Origin of the sequence: Oligoflexus sp. (assembly GCF_035712445.1) — a bacterium.
Classification (GTDB): Bacteria; Bdellovibrionota_B; Oligoflexia; order Oligoflexales; family Oligoflexaceae; genus Oligoflexus.
Genome location: NZ_DASTAT010000028.1, coordinates 1 through 19,880, shown reverse-complemented (window position 1 = coordinate 19,880; position 19,880 = coordinate 1). Strand labels below are relative to the sequence as shown.

General features: G+C 55.7%; 16 protein-coding genes. 4 read left to right on the top strand and 12 right to left on the bottom strand.

Translation table 11 applies throughout. The features are described 5' to 3' along the window. Window positions 1-114 precede the first annotated feature (114 nt). A complete protein-coding gene (locus tag VFO10_RS06255) occupies window positions 115-1,398 on the bottom strand; it encodes an NAD(P)/FAD-dependent oxidoreductase (RefSeq protein ID WP_325138166.1) in 1,284 nt (427 codons plus the stop codon). A gap of 84 nt (window positions 1,399-1,482) precedes the next feature. Continuing rightward, window positions 1,483-2,088 carry a GNAT family N-acetyltransferase gene (locus tag VFO10_RS06250; protein ID WP_325138164.1) on the bottom strand — a complete coding sequence of 202 codons (606 nt, stop codon included), beginning with the start codon at window positions 2,086-2,088 and terminating at the stop codon, window positions 1,483-1,485. 100 nt (window positions 2,089-2,188) lie between these two features. Here VFO10_RS06250 and VFO10_RS06245 point away from each other — a divergent pair, with 100 nt between their 5' ends. Next, the gene (locus tag VFO10_RS06245) at window positions 2,189-2,650 is read left to right on the top strand and encodes a DUF421 domain-containing protein (protein ID WP_325138162.1); all 462 of its coding nucleotides are present in this window, start codon (window positions 2,189-2,191) and stop codon (window positions 2,648-2,650) included. Window positions 2,651-2,654: 4 nt separating this feature from the next. Here the strand turns inward: VFO10_RS06245 and VFO10_RS06240 are convergent, their stop codons facing one another. The 10 genes from VFO10_RS06240 to VFO10_RS06195 form a co-directional block, all read right to left on the bottom strand. Next, a complete protein-coding gene (locus VFO10_RS06240) occupies window positions 2,655-3,965 on the bottom strand; it encodes an amidohydrolase family protein (protein ID WP_325138160.1) in 1,311 nt (436 codons plus the stop codon). A gap of 76 nt (window positions 3,966-4,041) precedes the next feature. After that, window positions 4,042-4,653, bottom strand: a complete 612-nt coding sequence (locus VFO10_RS06235) for a YkgJ family cysteine cluster protein (RefSeq protein ID WP_325138158.1) — start codon at window positions 4,651-4,653, stop codon at window positions 4,042-4,044. Between the two features lie 2 nt (window positions 4,654-4,655). Next, window positions 4,656-5,717 carry a right-handed parallel beta-helix repeat-containing protein gene (locus tag VFO10_RS06230; protein ID WP_325138156.1) on the bottom strand — a complete coding sequence of 354 codons (1,062 nt, stop codon included), beginning with the start codon at window positions 5,715-5,717 and terminating at the stop codon, window positions 4,656-4,658. Window positions 5,718-5,831: 114 nt separating this feature from the next. Next, on the bottom strand, window positions 5,832-6,761 hold the full coding sequence (locus VFO10_RS06225) for a YihY/virulence factor BrkB family protein (protein WP_325138155.1): 930 nt from the start codon (window positions 6,759-6,761) through the stop codon (window positions 5,832-5,834). Between the two features lie 53 nt (window positions 6,762-6,814). Beyond that, window positions 6,815-10,390, bottom strand: a complete 3,576-nt coding sequence (locus VFO10_RS06220) for a M1 family aminopeptidase (protein ID WP_325138153.1) — start codon at window positions 10,388-10,390, stop codon at window positions 6,815-6,817. Further along, window positions 10,387-11,256 (bottom strand): ABC transporter ATP-binding protein, encoded by an 870-nt coding sequence (locus VFO10_RS06215; protein ID WP_325138151.1) that lies wholly within the window; start codon window positions 11,254-11,256, stop codon window positions 10,387-10,389. The genes VFO10_RS06220 and VFO10_RS06215 overlap by 4 nt, the downstream gene beginning before the upstream one ends. 15 nt (window positions 11,257-11,271) lie before the next feature. Beyond that, window positions 11,272-12,024, bottom strand: coding sequence for a uridine phosphorylase (gene udp, locus VFO10_RS06210; protein ID WP_325138149.1), 753 nt, complete (start codon window positions 12,022-12,024; stop codon window positions 11,272-11,274). Window positions 12,025-12,130: 106 nt separating this feature from the next. Further along, window positions 12,131-14,737: an ATP-dependent chaperone ClpB gene (gene clpB, locus VFO10_RS06205; RefSeq protein ID WP_325138147.1), complete on the bottom strand. Its 2,607-nt coding sequence runs from the start codon at window positions 14,735-14,737 to the stop codon at window positions 12,131-12,133. 76 nt (window positions 14,738-14,813) lie between these two features. Continuing rightward, a complete protein-coding gene (locus tag VFO10_RS06200) occupies window positions 14,814-15,257 on the bottom strand; it encodes a DUF4920 domain-containing protein (protein ID WP_325138145.1) in 444 nt (147 codons plus the stop codon). 65 nt (window positions 15,258-15,322) lie between these two features. Continuing rightward, on the bottom strand, window positions 15,323-16,630 hold the full coding sequence (locus tag VFO10_RS06195) for a vWA domain-containing protein (protein ID WP_325138143.1): 1,308 nt from the start codon (window positions 16,628-16,630) through the stop codon (window positions 15,323-15,325). A 329-nt stretch (window positions 16,631-16,959) separates the two neighbouring features. On the opposite strand from VFO10_RS06195, the gene VFO10_RS06190 reads away from it, so the two are divergent. From VFO10_RS06190 to VFO10_RS06180, 3 genes are all read left to right on the top strand, one after another. Further along, on the top strand, window positions 16,960-18,147 hold the full coding sequence (locus tag VFO10_RS06190) for a hypothetical protein (RefSeq protein ID WP_325138141.1): 1,188 nt from the start codon (window positions 16,960-16,962) through the stop codon (window positions 18,145-18,147). Window positions 18,148-18,273: 126 nt separating this feature from the next. After that, window positions 18,274-18,816, top strand: a complete 543-nt coding sequence (locus tag VFO10_RS06185; RefSeq protein ID WP_325138140.1) for a hypothetical protein — start codon at window positions 18,274-18,276, stop codon at window positions 18,814-18,816. 90 nt (window positions 18,817-18,906) lie between these two features. Beyond that, window positions 18,907-19,880, top strand: a 974-nt coding sequence (locus VFO10_RS06180) for a hypothetical protein (protein WP_325138138.1), incomplete at its 3' end; no start/stop codon positions are given.

Below are 19,880 nucleotides of genomic sequence, written 5' to 3'. Positions count from 1 at the left end.
GGATCGTTGCAAAAAGCAGACCGAGTTCAAGTGCGCGGAATTTCAGTTATGTCATTAAGACTAATGAAGGCGACAAGGGACAGCCCTTGTCGCATTGCGAATGCTTCCGGTGAATCAGGTGCTGAGTTTCCATTCCCTTTGTGTGATCAGGCGAGCGCCGCGCTTGGAGAAGGTATAGCTCCAGGCCCATTGCGCCATGACGGAAAGGCGATTGCGGAATGTGACGAGATAAAAGACGTGAACGAAAAGCCAGGCAAGCCAGGCAATGAAACCGGTCATCTTCAGGCGACCGGCTTGAGCGATCGCACGGTGTTTGCCGATCGTGGCCATCTGTCCTTTGTCATTGTAAACAAAATCCTCGCGTGCTTTGCCGGCCATTGTCCGCAGAATATTCTTTGCGGCGTGACGTCCGGCCTGCATGGCAGCAGGAGCAAGCCCCGGCAGGAATTGACCTGGAGCTATTTCCAAAGACGCCATATCACCGACTACAAAAACGTTCGGGTAATTCGGAATCGAAAGATCCTTGTTCACCTTCACGCGTCCGGCCTTATCCAAAGGAATTTCCGGGATGAATTGCAAAGGCGCCGCCTTTACCCCCGCGCCCCAGATCACAGTGCGGGCGCGAATGAGCTGATCGCCGATCTGGACGCCTTCGGCATTGATGTTCTGCACCATGGATGAGGTGCGAACTTCCACGCCCATGTCCTCAAGATCTTTTTTGGCTCTTTCGGCCAGTTTTTCATCAAAGGAGTTCATGATTTTAGGCGCGGCCTCGACCAAAACCACATGGGCCTGGGCCGGGTTGATATGTTTGAAATCCTTCACCAAAACTGTGCGCGCAATGTCCGCGATCGCACCGGCCATCTCCACGCCGGTCGGTCCACCGCCGACCACGACAAAGGTCAAAAGTTCTTTTTGCAGGGCGGGATCAAAGGTGTTTTCCGCCAATTCAAACGCGGAAAGGACCCGCCGGCGGATTTCGGTGGCCTGCTCCAGCGTCTTCAAACCGGGAGCAAAGGCTTCCCATTCAGGATGTCCGAAATAATTATGCTGCGTGCCGGTGGCAATGATCAGATCATCGTATTCGATTTCGTGATTTTCAGTGACCACATACTTTTCATCCAGATGCACGGCCTTGACTTTGCCCAGGTGCACTTCAACGTTGGCCGCGTCCGAGAATTGAGCCCGAATCGGAACGGCAATATCCGAGGGATTCAGACCGGCTGTGGCGACCTGATACAAAAGCGGCTGAAAGAGATGGTGGTTGTTCTTATCAAGCAGGAGCACCCGCACTTTCGGTTGATTGGCCAGCTCCAGGGCCGCCTTCATCCCGGCAAAGCCGCCGCCAATGACAATTATCCATCTCTCGCCGTCCTGTCTGGTTGGTTTCAAGCGCATTGCAAAACCTCCTTGCGCAGTATCGTAAAACGCTGGGCCGAAGAGCTTTTGCAAGAATGCGGCCAGGCAGCGCCCAAGGGTGCTTTACCAGGACACCTCCAGGTCGGGTAATCCTGCCATATTCAGCCGGGAGTAGACCCAAGTGTCGGTCAACTCCCCACTCTGACTGTTGCGGCGGTCATGGCGGAGTATCCCATCCCGCTCAAATCCCAGGCGCTCGGCCACGGCGCGACTCCGTGTGTTATCTCTTTCACAGCGAATCTCGACCCGACTGGCCTGCAGCTGCTCAAAGGCATAGCGAGTGACGGCATGCACCGCCTCTGTGACCAGACCTTGGCCTTCATGGTCCTTATGGACCCAGTAGCCGATTTCAAAGGAAGGGACCGACCAGTCCATGCGATGCATGCCCGAACTTCCGCACAGCTGCTGCGTTTTTCGATCAAAGAATGGCAGCACGATATCGGTGCGCGCCAGGTATTTCGCGTGGCAGAGGCGAGCCATGTTTTCGCTGTCTTCCTGAGTTAAATGGGACGCGTCAACCCAAGGCAAAAAGCGGCGCAGATGCTCGCGTGAGGCATTGATGGCGGCATAATAGGCCGGTCCATCCCCGGCCTGGGGCGGGCGAAGGACAAGGCGTGGCGTAAGAATCGGCATGGGTAATGCGATGAGAGCGGGATACTGGGCTGACATAAAGGCTCCTGGATGAATCGGATCACAGACTTCCTTAAAATAACACGATCCTGGCAAATACATTGCAGAGCTGAGGACGGAACAGACTCCGGAGGCTCCCTTGACCAGTTCAGATGTTTGGCAGCAGATCGGCTTATCGTGTCTTTATTATTTCGGATTAATCCTCATCGTGCGCATGGCCGGCAAGCGGCTGGCGGGGCAGACCACGACGATTGACCTGATTATTTTGATTTCGCTGGGTGTGGTTCTGCAGAATCTGACCCTCGGCGAGGGCAAGTGGAACTCGGCGGTTTTTATTTTGACCGTTTTCAGCCTTCATGTGGTGCAGGCTCGGCTCTGCCAGCGTTTCCCTGCCTTCCGTCGCCTGTTCCGCGAACAGCCTCGGCCTTTGATTCGGCAGGGACGGATACTGCCCGAGGCTTTGGAGGACGAGGGACTGACGGAGGATGAACTGCTCGCCGCGTTAAGGCGCATGGGCGTGGATTCTCCGAAGCAGGTCCGGCTCGCTGTTTTGGAGGAAACCGGCCATATCTCGGCCATTCGCAATGATGGGATGGCATGATACCTTAACGCGCACTGAGCCGTTGATCACGGGCCCCATGCCGCACGACTTCGCCATCTTTCATTACGAAAGAAATTTTTGTCAGAAGGCTGATGTCCTGCAGCGGGTTCCCTTCAACAGCGACGATGTCGGCAAGCTTGCCCTTTTCGAGGGACCCGAGTCTATCCTCAGCCTTCAGAAGCTGCGCGGCATTCCACGTGGCCAGCTGAATGGCCTCCATGGGGCCGAGTCCCGCCTTGACCATCAGAAGGAATTCCTCGGCGTTGCGGCCGTGTTCGGAGACACCCGTATCGGTTCCGAAGGCGAGTCGCACACCGGCCTTCATCGCCCGTGAAAAGGTGTCCATGATTTTCGGGCCGATGCTGATGGCCTTCACGCGCACCATTTCCGGGAAAAAGTCCTGGATTTTAGCTTTTTCCGTGACCCATTGCCCGGCCTCCAGGGTGGGCACGAAAAAGGTTCCGCGGCTTTTCATCAGCTGCATCACCTCATCCGTCATGTAGGTTCCATGCTCAATGGAATCCACGCCCGCCAGCACCGCTCGCTTCATGCCCTCGGTTCCATGCGCATGCGCTGCGACAGTCATCCCGTAGTCGCGGGCCGTGCTGATGATCGCAGCCAGTTCCTCGGCGGTGAACTGCGCATTCTGTCCGCTTTTTGCTGGACTCAGAACGCCGCCGGTTGCGGTAATTTTAATCAGATCCGCGCCATCCTTATAGCGTTGCCGCACGGCCTTGCGCGCCTCATCCGGTCCATTGATCACGCCCATCTCCGGGGTCGGTTCCGGCAACATACCCTGCCGCGCCCCATTCGTAGGATCGGCGTGGCCCCCCGTGGTCGCAATGGATTTGGTGGCCGCCCAGATGCGCGGACCTTTTAATTTCCCCGAATCAATCATGCGCCGCAGGGCAACCGTCACGTTATCGGTATCACCCAGATCGCGTACGCTCGTGAAGCCGGCCTGAAGCGTCCGTTCCGCACGAACTGCAGCTTCCAAAGCGTAGTCGGCTGTATTCAGGGTGTAGCGTTCCAGATAGGATTTTTGACTGAACTCGGTGCTCAGGTGCACGTGCATGTCCATAAATCCAGGCATGATCGTCGCATTTTTCAAGTCAATGAGCTGATCACCGGGCCCCGGGGCGACAAAGCCTTTTTCCACGCCTTCGATGCGATTCCCGTTCACAATCAGTGTCATGTTTTCCTGGGGGCGGGACGTGCGGCCATCAATCAGCTGCTTCGCATGAATCAGCGTGCGTGCGGACAGTGGACCTGTCGACAAAAGACAGAGCAGTGCCACGATGCGGGTTGTTCCCATGCGTTTCTCTCCTGACCTTGAATGTCTGACCCTTGTTTAAAGGGACTTTGGGCGCGGCGCAAGAGAGAAAGCAGGACTAGTCAATCTTATCGAGGTTCTCACTCAAAAAAAGGGGCAGGGCTTCGAATTTAAATTTGGTGAAGACCGCCGATAGAAAACCATCGGCGTCAGAATCCGTGACCCTTGCGATCTGGCTCCAATTTTCGTCGTAGCAGTGTTCCTTGAGCGAGGTCACAAAATAACGGCGGCAGAGCAAAGGCCGGCTTTCGTAGATCGAGCAGCGACTTTCTTGATCCAGGAATACGCAGCGGCGATCGGCGAAGGGCAGCAGGTCCCAGCGACCTTCGCGCAGAGCCTGAGCCTGGATGGCAAGCCGTTCCTTATTGATCTGCACTTTATGCTGCTTCAGATGGGTCAGGAGGAGACGCTTTTCATGCTTGGAAATATCCACGCGCGCATGACAGCAGGCCGCGCAGCCTGCCGTGCAGCTGATCGCTTCGGGGGCTTTTTGAAAAACCTGATCAATTTTTTCCAGGGAACGGGTCTGGACCGCAGCCTCTTTCTGATCACGCAGCCAGTGCCGATACTGCAAAAAAGCCTGAACCAGAAGGCCTTCCTGCGTGGTGCCCCGCTGCGCTTCGGCCGTGGGGATCCAGGCCACGTCGATGTCTTTCTTCGCTTGTGACACGATCACTCTTCCTTGCAAAGAATGTCATTCGGCGTATTGCCTTTGAAGACATTGCTTCCATCAATCGCGATCGTGGTTCCATGACCATCGCAGGAAATCGCGCCTCCGGGCTCGCCGGCCTTGTTGTTTTCAAAAGTATTGCCCGAGAGCAGGATGGCTGCCGAATCGATGAAGGCGATACCACCTCCGTCGGCCTTGCTGCTGTTGTTGATAAAGGTATTCTGCTCGATCTTCAGATTGCGGCCGTGAGTGATCTGCAGCGCGCCGCCGCCGCCGTCATTGCTGTTGTCACGCAGGGTATTGCGCCGAAAGATGATGTTGGGATTCTCGGCGATGACTTCGATCGCGCCGCCGCGTTCGAGACTGAAATTATTTTGAAAGACGCTGTCCTCGATCACCACGGTTTCGGTCATGCGGATATTGAAGACGCCGCCGCGCCGCCAGGTGACATCGTTGGGATTGGTATCGGCCTTGCGCGCTCTTTCGAAGATCGCGTGGCGGATCTCGATCTTGCCCTTCACCTCTTCGGTATCGCAGGCCGTGGCCGAGCAGACCCTTATGCCTTGCCAGGTCTGCTCCGGGGTCAGGCTCGTAAAGCGGACGGGTTCCGCCGCTGTGCCGGCGATTTTCAGCTGGGCGCCTTCCACGTAAAAGCGGGCGTTGGGATCGAAGAAAACCTCGACGCCTTCCTTCACGATCAGCGTTTTGCCGTTTTTCAGGGTGATGTCGCCGACCACATAAACAGGGGCCACTTTTTTATCCCAGACGCCGGCGATCGCCCCGGAAATCTCGATGCCACCGTTGGGTCGTCTCACCACGGTGCCTTCCAAGGGAACATCGGCGGTGGGCTCGGGGATGCGGAAGACTTCATCGGCAACCGTGGGGCCGGTTTTGGGAATATTGGGAAGGTCGGTGCCGCCGGCCCCTGATCCATCCGCGCTGGTGGCGGGTGCCGCGGGGCTTTCCGAGCCTTTATTATGCTTGCCCCGAAAGGAAGTGGATATCAGTTTGCAGCCCGTACCCATAACGAGGCAGATCAGCAGAACTTTGCCGCGATGCACCATGAGCGATCATCCCCTTATTGTTTCCAGGATTATGCTAGCAAATTTTGCGGGAGGGCTGCTGATATTTCTTGCAGGGGGAGGAATGAAAGCCCGGCGGACCGGGCTTTTTTCGCATCAGCTGGCAGGAGTCGGACGACCGGGGCTGCCGAGCGGCGGCATAGGCTTTTCAAACTGCACGTCTTCGCCCACTTCGATCGGCTGGCCCTGATGCAGGGCATAGATCTTACTGAAGCAGGCACCGAAGAAGAGCACCTGGGCCAGGTAATAAACCCAAAGCAGTATGACCACCACCGAAGCTGCAGCGCCGTAAGAGGAGTCGAGGGACTGACTGCCAAGGTAAAGACCGACGAGGCTTTTACCGATCGTGAACATGATCCCCGTGAAGGCAGCGGCGGGGAGAACGTCCTTCCAGCGGATTTCCACGTCAGGCAGAACTTTAAAAATCAGCGCAAAAAGAAGGCTGATCATGCTGAAGGAAAAGAGGGTGTTGATGAGGGCCAGCACCTGTTCGGGAAAGGGCAGAAGGGCCCCGATATAACCGCCCAGAAACTGGAGGATGGCCGACGCCATCAAAGAGACGACCAGGATAAAGCCCAGGCCCAAGAGAGAGGCGATCGACATCACGTAGTTTTTGAAAAAGACCTTCAAGGTGCGGCCGGGTTTCGCGCGCACGCCCCAGATGGTATTCAGAGCGTCTTTCAGCTGCACCACGACGCCGGTGGCCCCGATGAACAGCGTAATCAAACTGGAGGCTGCGGCAATTCCGCCTGATACCGGCTTGGTGGAGGCTTTCACCAGCAGCTGCACCGCTGCGGCTCCAGCGTCACCAATGATGCCACGCAGCTGGGTAAAGATCTCGCCCCTTGCGGCCTCCTCACCGAAGAAAAAGGCGGCCACCGCGATGGCAATAATCAGCATCGGCCCCAGGGAAAACACCGAATAATAGGAAAGTGCAGCCCCCAGACGCGTGGCATTGACATCCAGCCACAGGTCGAAGGTGTCTTTCAGAAGTTTCTTCGCAGTCTGAAATTGAAAAGCTTTCATGGGCGGCTCCTTTGCTCCTGCCGAAGCAGGAGCAAGACGCATGCCATGGGGTCCTAGAAGGTCAGTTTGTTATCATCGCGGTTCAAATCTATCCAAATAAAGCGGGGATCCAGCAGCAGGGACTTTGGTTTTTGAGCGAATTCAAGCTGAATTTTATTCACTCCATTGCGGATCACGCGACGCTCGGTCCCCAGGGTTTTATCCTGAGCATCGCGCCCGGCGAATTCCAGCTCCTGGGTAAAGTCGATAGCCTTCTGCGCACCCTTCTCATCGACATCGATCTTGCGACCCAGAACTTCAAGGTCCACTGTCACCGAGCCATCCGGGTGTTCCGTCAGCGTATGGCTTTGCAGGCGGTTGTCATAGACCACGACCTTATTGAAGAGCTCGTCGATCAGCGCGTGATGCTGGGGTCCAAGGTCCGCCTTCAGGCTGGCGACAAAGTCGAGCGAGGTGGTGAAGGGCGGCTCCTGATAACGGACCCTGTCGGCGAATCGGTGGATGGCCGTGTTCAGGGCTTCTTCGCCGACGGCTTCCTTCAGCGCGTACATGACGATCAGACCCTTTTTATAATGGATATAGCCTTGATTCTCATTCAAAGCCAAAGGCCATTCCCTTTTCGGCTCCGCGCTGCGGCTCATCAGATAGTCGCGACCTTCATAGCGAAGGAGTTTGGCGGTCGTCTCGGGGCCGAAGGTTTTTTCCATCACCATGGCCGCACTGTATTGCGAAAGGGTCTCGCTCAGCATGGTGGACCCCTGCACGTTGCCGCCGACCACCTGGTGGGCCCACCACTGATGGGCCAGCTCATGGGCGGTCACGAAGAAGGGGTAGTTGAAATCGTCGGGATTCTCTGGATCCACCTTCGCAATAAAACCAATGGACTCGGAAAATGGCACGGTATTCGGAAAGGATTGCGCGAAGCTCGCATAGCGTGGGAATTCGATGATGCGGAACTGCCGATGCTGATAGGGGCCGAAGGCGCGCGAAAAATAGTCGAGCCCTTTTTTGCTCGCCTCGATCATCGTGTCCACGTTGTATTCATGACCTTTGTGATAATAGACCTCGATCGCGACATCGTTCCAGCGATCTTTCTTCACTTCGTAGCGCGCTGAAAGAATCGACCAGAAGTTCAGGATTTTGCGATCCATCTTATACTCGAAATAGCGGCGATCGCCCTTGGTCCATTCCTTCTGCAGATAACCGGGCGCGATCGCGATCTGATCGCTGCTGGTGCTGATCGTGGCCGAGAAATCAATCCAATTGCCGCTTTTGCCGATATAGGTGAACTTCAAAGCATCCTTATCATCTATGGGATTGGCCCGCGGTTTCGGCTGAAGGCCGAATTTTTCCCGTTCCTTGTCCAGACTGATCTCGCGATCAGGATCGTAACCGATACTGGGGAAATAATCCGTGCTGTTGAAAAATGTTCCATTCGCGACGATCCGGGTTTCCCGTGACTTCCCGGAAAATCCCAGCGGCAGGTATTCGACGCGATAGGTCATCTGCACGCGGGCTCCAGGTGCGACCGCATCCTTGAATTTATAGATGAAGAGGTTCAAATCCTTGTCTGACTTGACAAGGTCAGCCGGGCGATCGAATTCCAGTTTGAATTGAAAAGTTTCCAAGGGAATGTGAAGAAATAATTCCTGGATGGGCGCACGACTTTTGTTTTCGAGCGTATAAAGGACTTCAGCCTGCAGGCTTTGGAAATTGGGAAAAAGGTCGGCCTTGATATCGGTCGCCACATACTGAAGCTGATCGCGATCATTCCATTCGGCCCTGTAGGTTTTTTCGTAGTCAGCCTGAAGCCTCTGGGTTTTGGCATTGGTTCTAAAATCGGCCAGCACATGAGTGTTATAGTAAACCCAGTAGCCCTGGGCGCCGAATCCGGCCAGAACCAGAAACGTGAAGACCGCCAAAGGCCGATTCAAACGGCGAAGAGCCAGCCTGCGGCGCAGCGCCAGAGCCCCGTCGGTTCCATAGGGCCACAGCAGATAGGCTCCTATGAGCGCTAAAATCCCGCCCAATCCCCAATAGAGCTGATAGGCGTGAATCCTGGGCATGAAGGGTCCATAGAGATTCATATCCGAATATTCGATGGAACCGGGAACAGCGGCGGGAATATAAATCGCCTGCGTGAAATCCATAAGCGGCAGGATCACCTGCGCGATCATGAGTGCGGTGCAGAGGGTGTGACCCAGGTACTTGTTATCGACCAGGGTATGGATCAGGAAGAAAAAGCAGCTGAGTATGAGAAACCGTGGATAGGCGATCAAAAAGAGGGTTTTGACCACCTGATCCCATTCAAAGTTCGTATAACCCTTCGCCAGCTGAATCACCATTCCCGACAGTCCGCAAAGGGATAAGAGAATGATCACGATAAGCTGCAGCGCAAGGAATTTACTGATAAGGGGCAGCCAGCCGGGTTGGGGCAGGGCATCCAGGATCTGGCTCATGCGGCTCTGCCGCTCGCGCCAGACGAGTTCGCCGGTATAAAAGATAAGGATGGAGGTCAGAAAAAGGCTGAAGCTGCCCACCACGGCGGCCAGGACGATATAAGTCACAGGATAGGTCCTGGTCTCATACGCCTCTCCAATATGCTGGGCTGTGGTGAAGACAAAGACGATGCCAGCCAGCGCGAGGCTGACGAAGAAGATGTTTTTAAACGAAGCCCTGCATTCAAAGAGCAGCTGCCGCACCAGCAGGCGGAAACGTGCGGTCAGGTTGAAGTTCAAATGGGAAGAAACGACGATCGTCTGCGGCGCAGGTTCGGCAAGCGGCTCCTTCTGAGCGGTTTTGAGTTTGGGACTCTTCTGGGTGAATAAAAGTCCAAGGCCCAGCATGAGCGCGCTAAAGCCGAGCCAGACGAGGCGATTATAAAGAAGGATGCCGCTGAGCGTGACGAGCCTCGTGTCCTGCTCCAAGGGCGACCAGTATTCCGTCAGAAGACTGGTGGCTGTCAGACCAAAGGGATCAACGAGTCCGCGCAGGGTTCTATAGTCGATCTTATCGGTGAAATTCATGGAAAAGAGGTAGCCCAGATAAAGCAGGATCCCCATCACATAAACCGAGCCCATGTTTTTGGTGAAGGCCGCGACGGCGAAAAAGATGCTGCCGAAGATCATGATGTTGGGAATAATGCCGGTCGCATAGGGGAGGAGGTAAAAGCTGAGGTGCGAAGGCCCAAGCAGGGAAGCCTGCAGCAGAGGGAGCTGCGTGGCTAAAAAATAGCCGAGTCCGATGCCCGAGAAAATAAAGGTGCTGACCAGGGTCGCCCCCAGGAAGCGGCCCAGATAGAAACCAATGCGATGCGTGGGTGTCGCCAGCACGATCTGATCTATTTTGGCTTCATAATCCTTACAGACCGCCTGACCGAAGATGGGGCTGATGAAGAGAAGCCCGAAGAGGCTGACCAGAAGCTGAGCCATGTGCAGGACAAAGCTGCCGTTCAAAAGAGCCTTCGAAGAATTGCCGAGCGAGATCGTGATGCCTTCGAAGCCTCCGCCGGTGGAATAGGCGACCAGAAAGGCAAGGGTCGCCATCACCAGAAAGTAAACATAGGTCGAAATCAGCTTTTTCCGAAGAGTCAGCTCGATTTTAAGGTTGGTGATCAGACTCTGCATCATGGGGTCAGCCCCTTGATCGTCACGAAGTAGAAATCCTCAAGGGTCGGCTCAATCGCGCGCGCTCCGGCGAGAGGCGCTTCCTGACCATGAAGCCGCATCACCTGATCGCCCATCGAAAGATGCATGGACACCAATCCGGCCGGTGACTCCTGGGACTGGCCGCGCGGCACCCGCTTCTCCCAGATTTTCCCCTGCAGAGTCTTCAAGGCCTCCCGCGGCGTCATCTGCGCCAGCACTCGACCTTGATTGATAATGGCAAAGTTCTGGCAAAGGTCACTGACATCACTCACGATATGCGTCGAGAGTATCACGGTCACGTCGCTGCTGATTTCGGCCAGAAGATTGTGAAAGCGCACGCGTTCCTCGGGGTCGAGGCCGGCCGTGGGTTCATCCACGATGATCAGCTTCGGATCGCCAATCAAGGCCTGCGCAATCCCAAAGCGCTGCTTCATCCCACCCGAATAGGTCGCCACCGCTTTTTTTCGCACCGCATGCAGGTTCGTTACGGTCAGGAGCCTTTCCACAAGGTTTTTGCGTTCCTTGCGATCGGCAATGCCCTTCAGCTGCGCGATATAATCCAGAAGGTCGACCGCCGAGGTCTTCGGATAGACATCGAATTCCTGGGGCAGATACCCGAGCTGACGCCGCAGCGCGGTTTTGTCATGCAAAACATTCAGGCCATGAAACTCGATGGATCCCGAATCCGGGTCCTGCAGCGTGGCGATCGTTCGCATGAGCGAGGATTTGCCCGCTCCATTCGGTCCGAGCAGACCGAACATGCCGGTCGGGATATTCAGATGGATGCCCTGCAGCGCATGAACGCCGTTCGGATAGGTCTTGGACAGATTCTGGATCGAAAGGCTCATGGTGTTTTCCTCTGTTCAACCTAGACAGCTGAGAGCGGCGCGAATCACGCGGTCTTCAATTTGCGCATGCTGGGCGGCGTCGGGAAACTCAGCCCGATTGCGATTGACCAAAACGCCCAAAACAGCGGCGGCACTCAAACCAAAGGTGGCGCATTGAGTCAAGAGAGTCGCGACCTCCATTTCAAACGACAGGACGTTCAGCTCCTTCATTTCTTGCAGCTGGTTGGCGATTTCCCGGGGAACCCAGCCCTTTTTGAAGGAATCGTGGCGATTTTGCCCCTGATAAAAGGTATCGCTCGAAGCACAAATTCCCAGGTGATAAGGAAACTGATTCCGTTCCACGCCCGCGACCAGTTTCTGCACCAAACGAAAATCGGCCACCGCAGGATAGGCCAAAGGCGCAAGGTGTCTCGATGCGCCATCAAGCCTTACTGCGCCGGTGGGAATGATCACATCCCCCGGATTGATCGGATCCTGCAGCGCTCCGGTCGTGCCGATACGCACAAAACGCTTGATGCCGAGCATGGCCAGTTCTTCCACGCAAATCGCCGTGGATGGCCCGCCAATTCCTGTGGAGCAGACCAGAACTTCCTGGCCCTTCCACTGCCCGCGCATCGAACGATACTCGCGGTGATAGGCCAAATCCTTGGCATTCTCCAGGTATCCGGCGATCTTCGGAACGCGGCCCGGGTCACCAGGTAAAAAAGCGATGTCGATATTCTGCAGCTGGCTCCGGTCGAGGCCCAGGTGAAAGACTTTCTGATTCATGGGGGTGGCTCCTTCCAAACAAAAGGCTATCATAGCCTTTAGGGCGGGCAAAAAAAAGCCCCCGAACCGAAGTCCGGGGGCTCAGGAGCGCATTCGCTTCAATCGTTCAACCAGCGGTTTCGAAGGCCAGATGACCATCTTTCAGCTGGATCTTGAGCACATCGCCGGTTTTGATCTGACCGCCGATGATCTGCCGGGCCACCTTGTTTTCCACTTCCTTCTGGATGTAACGCTTCAGAGGCCGTGCCCCGTAGATGGGGTCATACGCGGACTTCGCGATGAACTCGCTGGCCTCCTGGGTCAGATCCAGACGGATGCCCTGTTCTTCAAGACGCTTTTGCAGTTCGCCGACCAGGATCGCGACGATCTTCGTCACCTGCTGCAGCTGCAGCGGTTTGAAAAGGACGATGTCATCCACCCGGTTCAGGAACTCAGGCCGGAATGCGGCCTTCAGATCCTGATGCACTCTCTGCACCGCCGACTCTTTCAGATGACCATCCGATTGGATGCCTTCGATCAGAGCCTGCGAACCGATGTTGCTCGTCATGATGATGATCGTATTTTTAAAGTTCACCTTGCGCCCTTGATTATCGGTCAGATGACCATCATCAAGCAGCTGCAGAAGGATATTGAACACCTCCGGGTGCGCTTTCTCGATCTCATCAAAGAGCACGACCGAATAGGGTTTGCGCCGCACGGCTTCGGTCAGCTGACCGCCCTGATCGTAGCCCACGTATCCCGGGGGCGCCCCGATCAGACGTGAAACCGCATGTTTTTCCATGTATTCGGACATATCAATTCGAATCAGATTCTCGGCCGTATCAAACATCTGTTCGGTCAAAGTCTTCGCCAGCTCGGTTTTACCCACCCCGGTCGGGCCGAGGAAGATGAACGAACCGATCGGACGCCTGGGATCCTTGATCTGGGCACGGGCCCGGATGATCGCATCGGCGACGGCCTGGACGGCTTCCTCCTGACCGACGACGCGCTTATGCAAAGCCTCATCCAGGTGCAGAAGTTTTTCACGCTCGCCTTCGACCAGTTTTTCCACGGGGATTCCCGTCCAGCGACTGATCACCTGCGCGACCTCGGCTTCTGAAACCTCTTCCCGAAGAAGGGTCGTGCTGCGCTTGCCGCGGGCTTCCTCCTCGGCTGCCTTCAGACGACGTTCCGTTTCGGGAATCAGGCCGTGACGCAGCTGAGCCGCTTTATCAAGATCGTAGTTCCGTTCCGCCTGCTGCAGCTGGATGCTCAGCGTTTCCAATTCCTTGCGGATATCCTGGACGCGGCGGATCTGGCTCTTCTCATTTTCGTACTGATCTTCCAGCAGTTTGGTTTCCTTGCGCAGATCCTGCAGTTCCATCTGCAGAGCTTCGAGGCGTTTTTTACTGCCGGCGTCTTTTTCTTTTTTCAGAGCCGCTTCCTCGATCTCAAGACGCATGAGGTTCCGGCGTTTCTTATCCAGTTCCTCGGGCACGCTGTCGATCTCGGTACGGATCATGGCGCCGCATTCGTCGATCAGGTCGATGGCCTTGTCCGGCAAAAACCGATCGGTGATATAGCGGTCGGAAAGCGTGGCGGCGGCGACCAGGGCGTTATCCTGGATGCGAATGCCGTGATAGAGCTCAAAGCGTTCCTTCAAGCCACGCAGGATCGAAATCGTATCCTCGACCGAAGGCTGATCCACCATCACGGGCTGGAATCGGCGTTCGAGGGCGGCATCGGCTTCGATATATTTGCGATACTCATCCAGGGTCGTCGCACCGATACAGTGCAGTTCCCCACGGGCGAGCATGGGTTTCAGCATATTGCCCGCATCCATCGAGCCTTCGGCCTTGCCGGCGCCGACGATGGTGTGGATCTCGTCGATGAAGAGGATGATGCGGCCTTCGCTGCTCTTCACTTCATTCAGGACGGCCTTCAATCGCTCTTCGAATTCCCCGCGATACTTGGCGCCTGCGATCAGGGCCCCCATATCGAGCGAGAAGATGCTGCGATCTTTCAAACCTTCCGGCACATCACCGCGCACGATCCTCTGCGCGAGTCCTTCCGCTATCGCTGTTTTACCCACGCCGGGTTCGCCGATGAGCACGGGGTTGTTCTTCGTTTTGCGACTCAGGATGCGCACGACGCGCGCAATTTCCTGATCACGACCGATGACCGGATCGAGCTTGCCGATACGCGCAGACGCGACGAGGTCAATCCCGTACTGGTTGAGCGCATCGTAGGTGGCTTCGGGATTGGAACTGGTCACCCGCTGATTGCCGCGCAGATCGGTCAGGGCCTGCAGAAAGCGGTCTTCGGTCAGATTGAATTCCTTGAGCACACGGCCGGCCGCGGTCTGCGTGCCGGTCCGAATGATTTCAAGGAAGACATGCTCTACCGAGACGTAATCATCCTTCAGTTTTTTCGCCGTCTGTTCCGCCTTGGCCAGCAGGGCGGACAGGTTTTGCGCAAGAAATATTTTTTCCGGATCAAAACCGGAACCGGACACGCGGGGTTTCTTTTGAATCTCCTGGTCGACCATTTTTGTCAGCCGATCCAGGGGGATATCCAATTTCGTGATAAGCTTGGGAATAATACCATTTTCCTGGGCCAAAAGGGCCTTCAGAACATGCTCTGCGTCAACTGCGCTGTGGCCTGACGTCACCGCAAAATTCTGAGCCTCTTTAATGGCTTGCTGGGTCCGCTCCGTGAAACGATTGAAGTCCATAGTTGGCTCCTTCCTGCCTCTGTTCTTCGATAAACTTGAGTCGTCTTCGAACTTTGTCAAGGGAGCCGCTGGATTTTCACAAAGCTTTAATGCCGGTCGCCTCCAGTTCGAAGAAGACCTTGTCCTCTTTCACTGCGGCTATGGTTTTGGCCGACTCGCCAGCGTCTTCGAGCAGATGTTTCTGCTGCGCGACGGTGCGCGTTTTCTTATGCAGAATGCCTTCCGCCAGAGCCGCCTTGTCTTTGATTTTTTGCGTGACGAAGAAACTATGATCCTTGAAGAAGACGCGAACGCTTTCGCCCTGATCTTCCAGCACCATCCAGCAGCCTTCCTTCTCACAGACTTTCTTCACGGTGCCCTGCACCAGGACCGGCGCGGCGCTGCCGTCCTTATACTCCGAAAGCACGGTCTTCAAAGGTTTTGCCGCCGTAGGGGCCAGAGTGAGTTTGCCATAACTTTCCGCGGCGTGAACAAAGCTGGAGGGGAGCATGAGCGTCGCGAGCAGAACGAATGCTTTCATCGGATATTCCTTGCTGACAAAAAAAAGGGGCCCAAAGGCCCCAGTCTACTGGCTCAGTTCACTCTTTACAACTTCCGCTGATAAAGAATTTTTACGACGCTGGTGTGAACCGTTCCATCCTTGGCCTTGGCCGAGACCTTGACCAGATGGGTGTACACATCATCACCTTTTCCGAGCAGGACAAAAGTCTGGGTCTCAAAAACCCAGGCTTTGGGATTGGCGGGATCCTGGTTGAAGCTCAGAACTTTCAGATCCGCTTCAGGCTCATAGGGTTCAATGGTCAAAGAGCCTTTTATCTGGGTCGGGTCAAAGCTGGCGATCTGCTCTTTACCGACTTCCACAGCCAGCTGCGCGGCAGAATCCACGCGCACGACGCGCTCAGGGGCGCCGATGGTCTGGACGAGGTTATCAAAGCCGACCTTGTCTTCCTGCAAACCGGACTGCTTATTCTGCAGGAAAAAGGCGTTGAAATAGAGGTTTTCAATCGTCTTCAGCTTCGCAGCCGCGTTCTTGCCTGCGGCCACGGGATCATTGCCGCCGGCTGTGGGGCGACCATCGGTGATGAAGTAAACAGCCTTGCGGCCTTTCACGTTTCTCAGGAAATCATAGGCGCGATTGAAAGCCGCCGCATAGTTGGTGGCCCCGCCGACGTTGGCGTTGGGCACGGCCATTTCCTGATTGGCAAAGCTGGCGTCGGGCGCGACGTAGCTGCAGAAGTTACTGAGCTTGCTCGCTTCAGCCAGACGCGTGTCCTTGAAAGTCTGAGCATCGACGGGCGCGGTCGTATGCGATCCCACGATATCACCGGCAAAGGTCACGGTTCCGACGTTCACCTTATCACCGGCTTTGAATTTCGCCAGGATGGCTTCCACCGCCTGCAGGCGTCCGCAGCTTTTCTGAGCGCCGACCATGATGCGGGGATCGTTGCCGGCTGCGGCCTGGAAGCTCATATTGCTCTGGTCAGGCGTATTCGGGCCCATGGAGCCCGAATAGTCGATGATGAAGAGTACGGTCAGGTTATCCGAAACGGTTGGGCAGAAGCGGCCTTTCACATTCATCACGACGCGCGCATCATCCTTCACCTTGATATCCGCGCCCTCATTCGGCGATACGCGAATGGTCTTGTCCGAGGTCGCTTCACAGCTCAAATCCGAGGGGCTTTCCACCAGCGTGGAAATACCTGTCGTCGGGCCACCGCTGTCGCGCGTGTCCACATTCACGGGAAGCTTCGAGATATCCAAGGGAGTTTCATCAAAGGCCAAAGAAGGCGACGAGGTCGTTACGGTGGCGGAATCAGCTTTGAATTTGCTGCCTCCGCATTGGGTCATCATATAAGCCAGCGCGAGCAGGGGAATCAGGCCAATCGACTTCATGGTGCATCTCACTACGTTCGGGGTCCAGCATCAGCAGGGTGCTCTTAAGAGGCCCTTGTGCAATGGGTGTACCACGAAAAATCTCCAAGTTTTTGTGCGTTATTTTCCTGATCGTAAGGTTCGTGCGCGAAAGCTGACCAGAAAAATGACAATTCTTACGAGGCCGCGTCCGGCCGATTCTGACCCTATTTCCGAATTGTAAGAATTATAAGTAATTGAAATGTATCAATAATGTTAATGTATACAGGTAGACAAGTAAGAAAGTTCAGGCAGGAAAAGGGCAGGGCCGATAGTTCAGTAGCTTTTCTGCAAGCGATTGGAGGGGACCAATGGACTTTATCAAGAGACGCGCTCTCTGGAGTGCTCTTCTGCTTATGACGGCGTGCGGTGGTGGCGAGGAATCCATGCGGGGCAAGGCGCATCTTTATATGCAGCCGCTCTCGCCGGACGCGAAGAAGGATGAAAGCGAGGACGCGATCATTCAACCGGCTGATCCGAATCAGGCTCCGGTGATTTTTGATAAAAATGCCATGCAGCCCCTTACTTTGGGCTTCGCGGCCGATCAAAGCGGTCTTCCGGCGGGACTGATTGATGATATCTTCGCCGTTCATAAGATCGCCGAAGGCAAGATCCTTCTTTTCGGCAAGTCCAAACAAGGCTGGCTTTTGGATGAAAGCCAGGGCGGACTTCTGACAAGGCTTTCGCTGGATGTGGTGCCACCCGGAGACGCTCAACTCTATGTGATGGAAGACAATAACTTCTGGCTCCTGGGCAAAAGCAGTCTTGGTTTTCCCTCGACGGCGGCCATCAAGGATTCCGCGCAGGTGACCATGATCAATATCGCGCCGGATCTTCTGAAGGAGGCTGGGCCGCGCCCTCGGGTTCTTTATGCAGGCCCGCAGCGCATGATCCTCGCCACGGACAAGCGGGCCAATATCGTGGTGCTGGATGGTGACAAGGCGCGGGTGATCGCTCTTGATTTTCCCAGGATGGGTGCGATGCCGGTACCGATTCGCAGCGCAGGGATCATGAAGGGTGCGGAATCCTTCTGGTTCCTTTCCCAGGACTATCTCCTGCTCCTCAAGAAAAACGACGAGGGCCGCTGGCGCTGGGTGATCAGCCCCTTTCAGGTGAAGACGGAAGCCCAGAATCCGGAAAGCCCCTCGCATGTCGCCATGATGCTCGAAGCCCAGGATGATCGCAGCTTTGCGCTGGTCGGCCGCACCCTGGAATTCACCGGCGGACGCCTTTACGATCAAAATCCTTTGACGCTGCGTGTGGACATCAAAGCCGATCCGGCTCTGGATCCCGTCTTCACCAAGACGATCCAGCCCATGCTCGCGACCTACTGCGCGCCTTGTCACTCAGGTTATGAGGATTTCATCAATATGAAGGCCAAGGCCGCTGTTTATCAGAGCATGATAGCGGATGGCAGCATGCCCAAGAACATGGCACTGCAGCCGGAACAGATCAAGATCCTGACCGATTATCTGACCACTGTGATCGCGATGCCTTGACTCTGGCAGCGGAGCGGACAGGCACGAAAACTCCAAGACCTTGAAATGATGGGCGCCGGGCCGAGGCATCAAGCTTGCAAAAGCTGCCTCGGTTCTGCCTTTCGTATTCACTGACTGGAGTTCCTCATGCTGCCTAAGTTGCTGCTGGCCTGCTTCGCTCTGACCATGACGTCCTCTGTTTGGGCCAATACCCTTGATCTGAATGTCGGTATCCGCCGCGGCGAAGTCAATGTCGTGGATTGGAAGGGAACTGAGTTTGGTTTCGCCTATCTTTTTGATCTGAACGATGCCGTGGCTTTGGGCCCGTATCTCACCAGCACCAACTGGAACATCCATAACGATGCCCTGCATGTGAAATCCACCGGCAGCCATCGCGAGTTCGGCCCGGAAATTCGTTTCACAGCCCCGCTGGAAACCCTGGATTTCGTCGCCGGCGCATCCTATTCCATCGTCTCGAAAGGCACCGTCGAGACCGAAGGCGGTCAGACCGCGGACCTTGCTCTGCGCGGACTTCGCTTCAAAATCGGCCTTGGCATTCCCTTTGAAAGCGGCGCGGCTTTGAACGTCTTCCTGAGCAAAGGCCTTCAGGATGTGGAAGTGGAAACCGCAAATGAAAAGGTCAAGGAAGAGCTTGACGAATTCGCTTTCACGGTGAGCCTGTCCTTCTAAAACGCCTTTGGGTGTTTTTGCAAAAACCTTGTTCGCACGAGGGATCCGCTCTATCATGAATCATCCTCGATTGATGATGCGGAGCCAGACGTGCGAAGCCTTTACCTCGGACTGACCCTCACGTGCCTGAGTTTTTTGAGTTGCAAAACGCTGCGGCCCCAGAGCGCCGAACTCGCGTCCCTGCCGATCAATTGCCAGGAACCCATTGCCCTTCAGGATTATTTAAAAGCCGATACGAGCTGCACGGCGGATGCTTTTTATGAAAACCCCGCCGACGCCCGTAAGCGCGATCTTTCGCCCTGGATCCCCTGCAATGATGTGGAATGGATCGACGACACCCAGGATCTGTTCGGACCCGGTGCGGGCAATGATGTCGAGACTCTCGCGCTGGCGACCTATCAAAGGATTTACCAGGATTGGCTCGGCAAGGCCGATCGTCTGACACCGGATATGGCCAGCCGGGTCTTTCAAAAACTCGATCAGCCTCTGACGCCTCCCGAGGAAAACCCCATACTCGATAGCGCCAGGTCCCGTGCGGTCAAGGGCCTCATTCAGAATGCAGAGCACAACATCATCATGGATATGCAGATGCTCGGCGGCAGCTGGGGAGCGGATATCCTGCATGATCTGGCCGCCGTCGCGGAGCGCGGTGTCGAAGTCGTGCTGCTTCATGATGGGGACGTCCCATCCTCCCTTCGCAGCGAGGTGGATCCTCTCAGGCAGGCGGCGCAGCAGTTTTCCTTGAAGCACCCGCGCTTCGTCGTGCTTGAGGCCGCCACGCGGGGTTCGCAAAAAATCGCCCTGCCGCAGCTGACGGAAGGGGCCTGGGGCCGAAGCGATCACAGCAAGGTTATGATTGTGGACAGCCTCTTTCAGAAAACACCAGACGAATACCAGACCCTGAAACCACGCGCGCTGGTGATGTCGTCCGATCCTGTCGATGCCGCGGGTTCCTTCAACCATGATGAAGGGATTATTATCCGCGGGCCGGCCGCCGTCGTCACTCTTCTTCATTATCAGCCCGATGTTTTTGCAGCCTGGGAGCAGGCCAGGAAAAGCAAACG

Coding starts and splice junctions, on each gene's coding strand:
- VFO10_RS06255 (WP_325138166.1), bottom strand. CDS start 1,398: ATGCGCTTGAAACCAACCAGACAGGACGGCGAGAGATGGATAATTGTC.
- VFO10_RS06250 (WP_325138164.1), bottom strand. CDS start 2,088: ATGTCAGCCCAGTATCCCGCTCTCATCGCATTACCCATGCCGATTCTT.
- VFO10_RS06240 (WP_325138160.1), bottom strand. CDS start 3,965: ATGGGAACAACCCGCATCGTGGCACTGCTCTGTCTTTTGTCGACAGGT.
- VFO10_RS06230 (WP_325138156.1), bottom strand. CDS start 5,717: ATGGTGCATCGCGGCAAAGTTCTGCTGATCTGCCTCGTTATGGGTACG.
- VFO10_RS06225 (WP_325138155.1), bottom strand. CDS start 6,761: ATGAAAGCTTTTCAATTTCAGACTGCGAAGAAACTTCTGAAAGACACC.
- VFO10_RS06220 (WP_325138153.1), bottom strand. CDS start 10,390: ATGATGCAGAGTCTGATCACCAACCTTAAAATCGAGCTGACTCTTCGG.
- VFO10_RS06215 (WP_325138151.1), bottom strand. CDS start 11,256: ATGAGCCTTTCGATCCAGAATCTGTCCAAGACCTATCCGAACGGCGTT.
- udp (WP_325138149.1), bottom strand. CDS start 12,024: ATGAATCAGAAAGTCTTTCACCTGGGCCTCGACCGGAGCCAGCTGCAG.
- clpB (WP_325138147.1), bottom strand. CDS start 14,737: ATGGACTTCAATCGTTTCACGGAGCGGACCCAGCAAGCCATTAAAGAG.
- VFO10_RS06200 (WP_325138145.1), bottom strand. CDS start 15,257: ATGAAAGCATTCGTTCTGCTCGCGACGCTCATGCTCCCCTCCAGCTTT.
- VFO10_RS06195 (WP_325138143.1), bottom strand. CDS start 16,630: ATGAAGTCGATTGGCCTGATTCCCCTGCTCGCGCTGGCTTATATGATG.
- VFO10_RS06190 (WP_325138141.1), top strand. CDS start 16,960: ATGGACTTTATCAAGAGACGCGCTCTCTGGAGTGCTCTTCTGCTTATG.
- VFO10_RS06185 (WP_325138140.1), top strand. CDS start 18,274: ATGCTGCCTAAGTTGCTGCTGGCCTGCTTCGCTCTGACCATGACGTCC.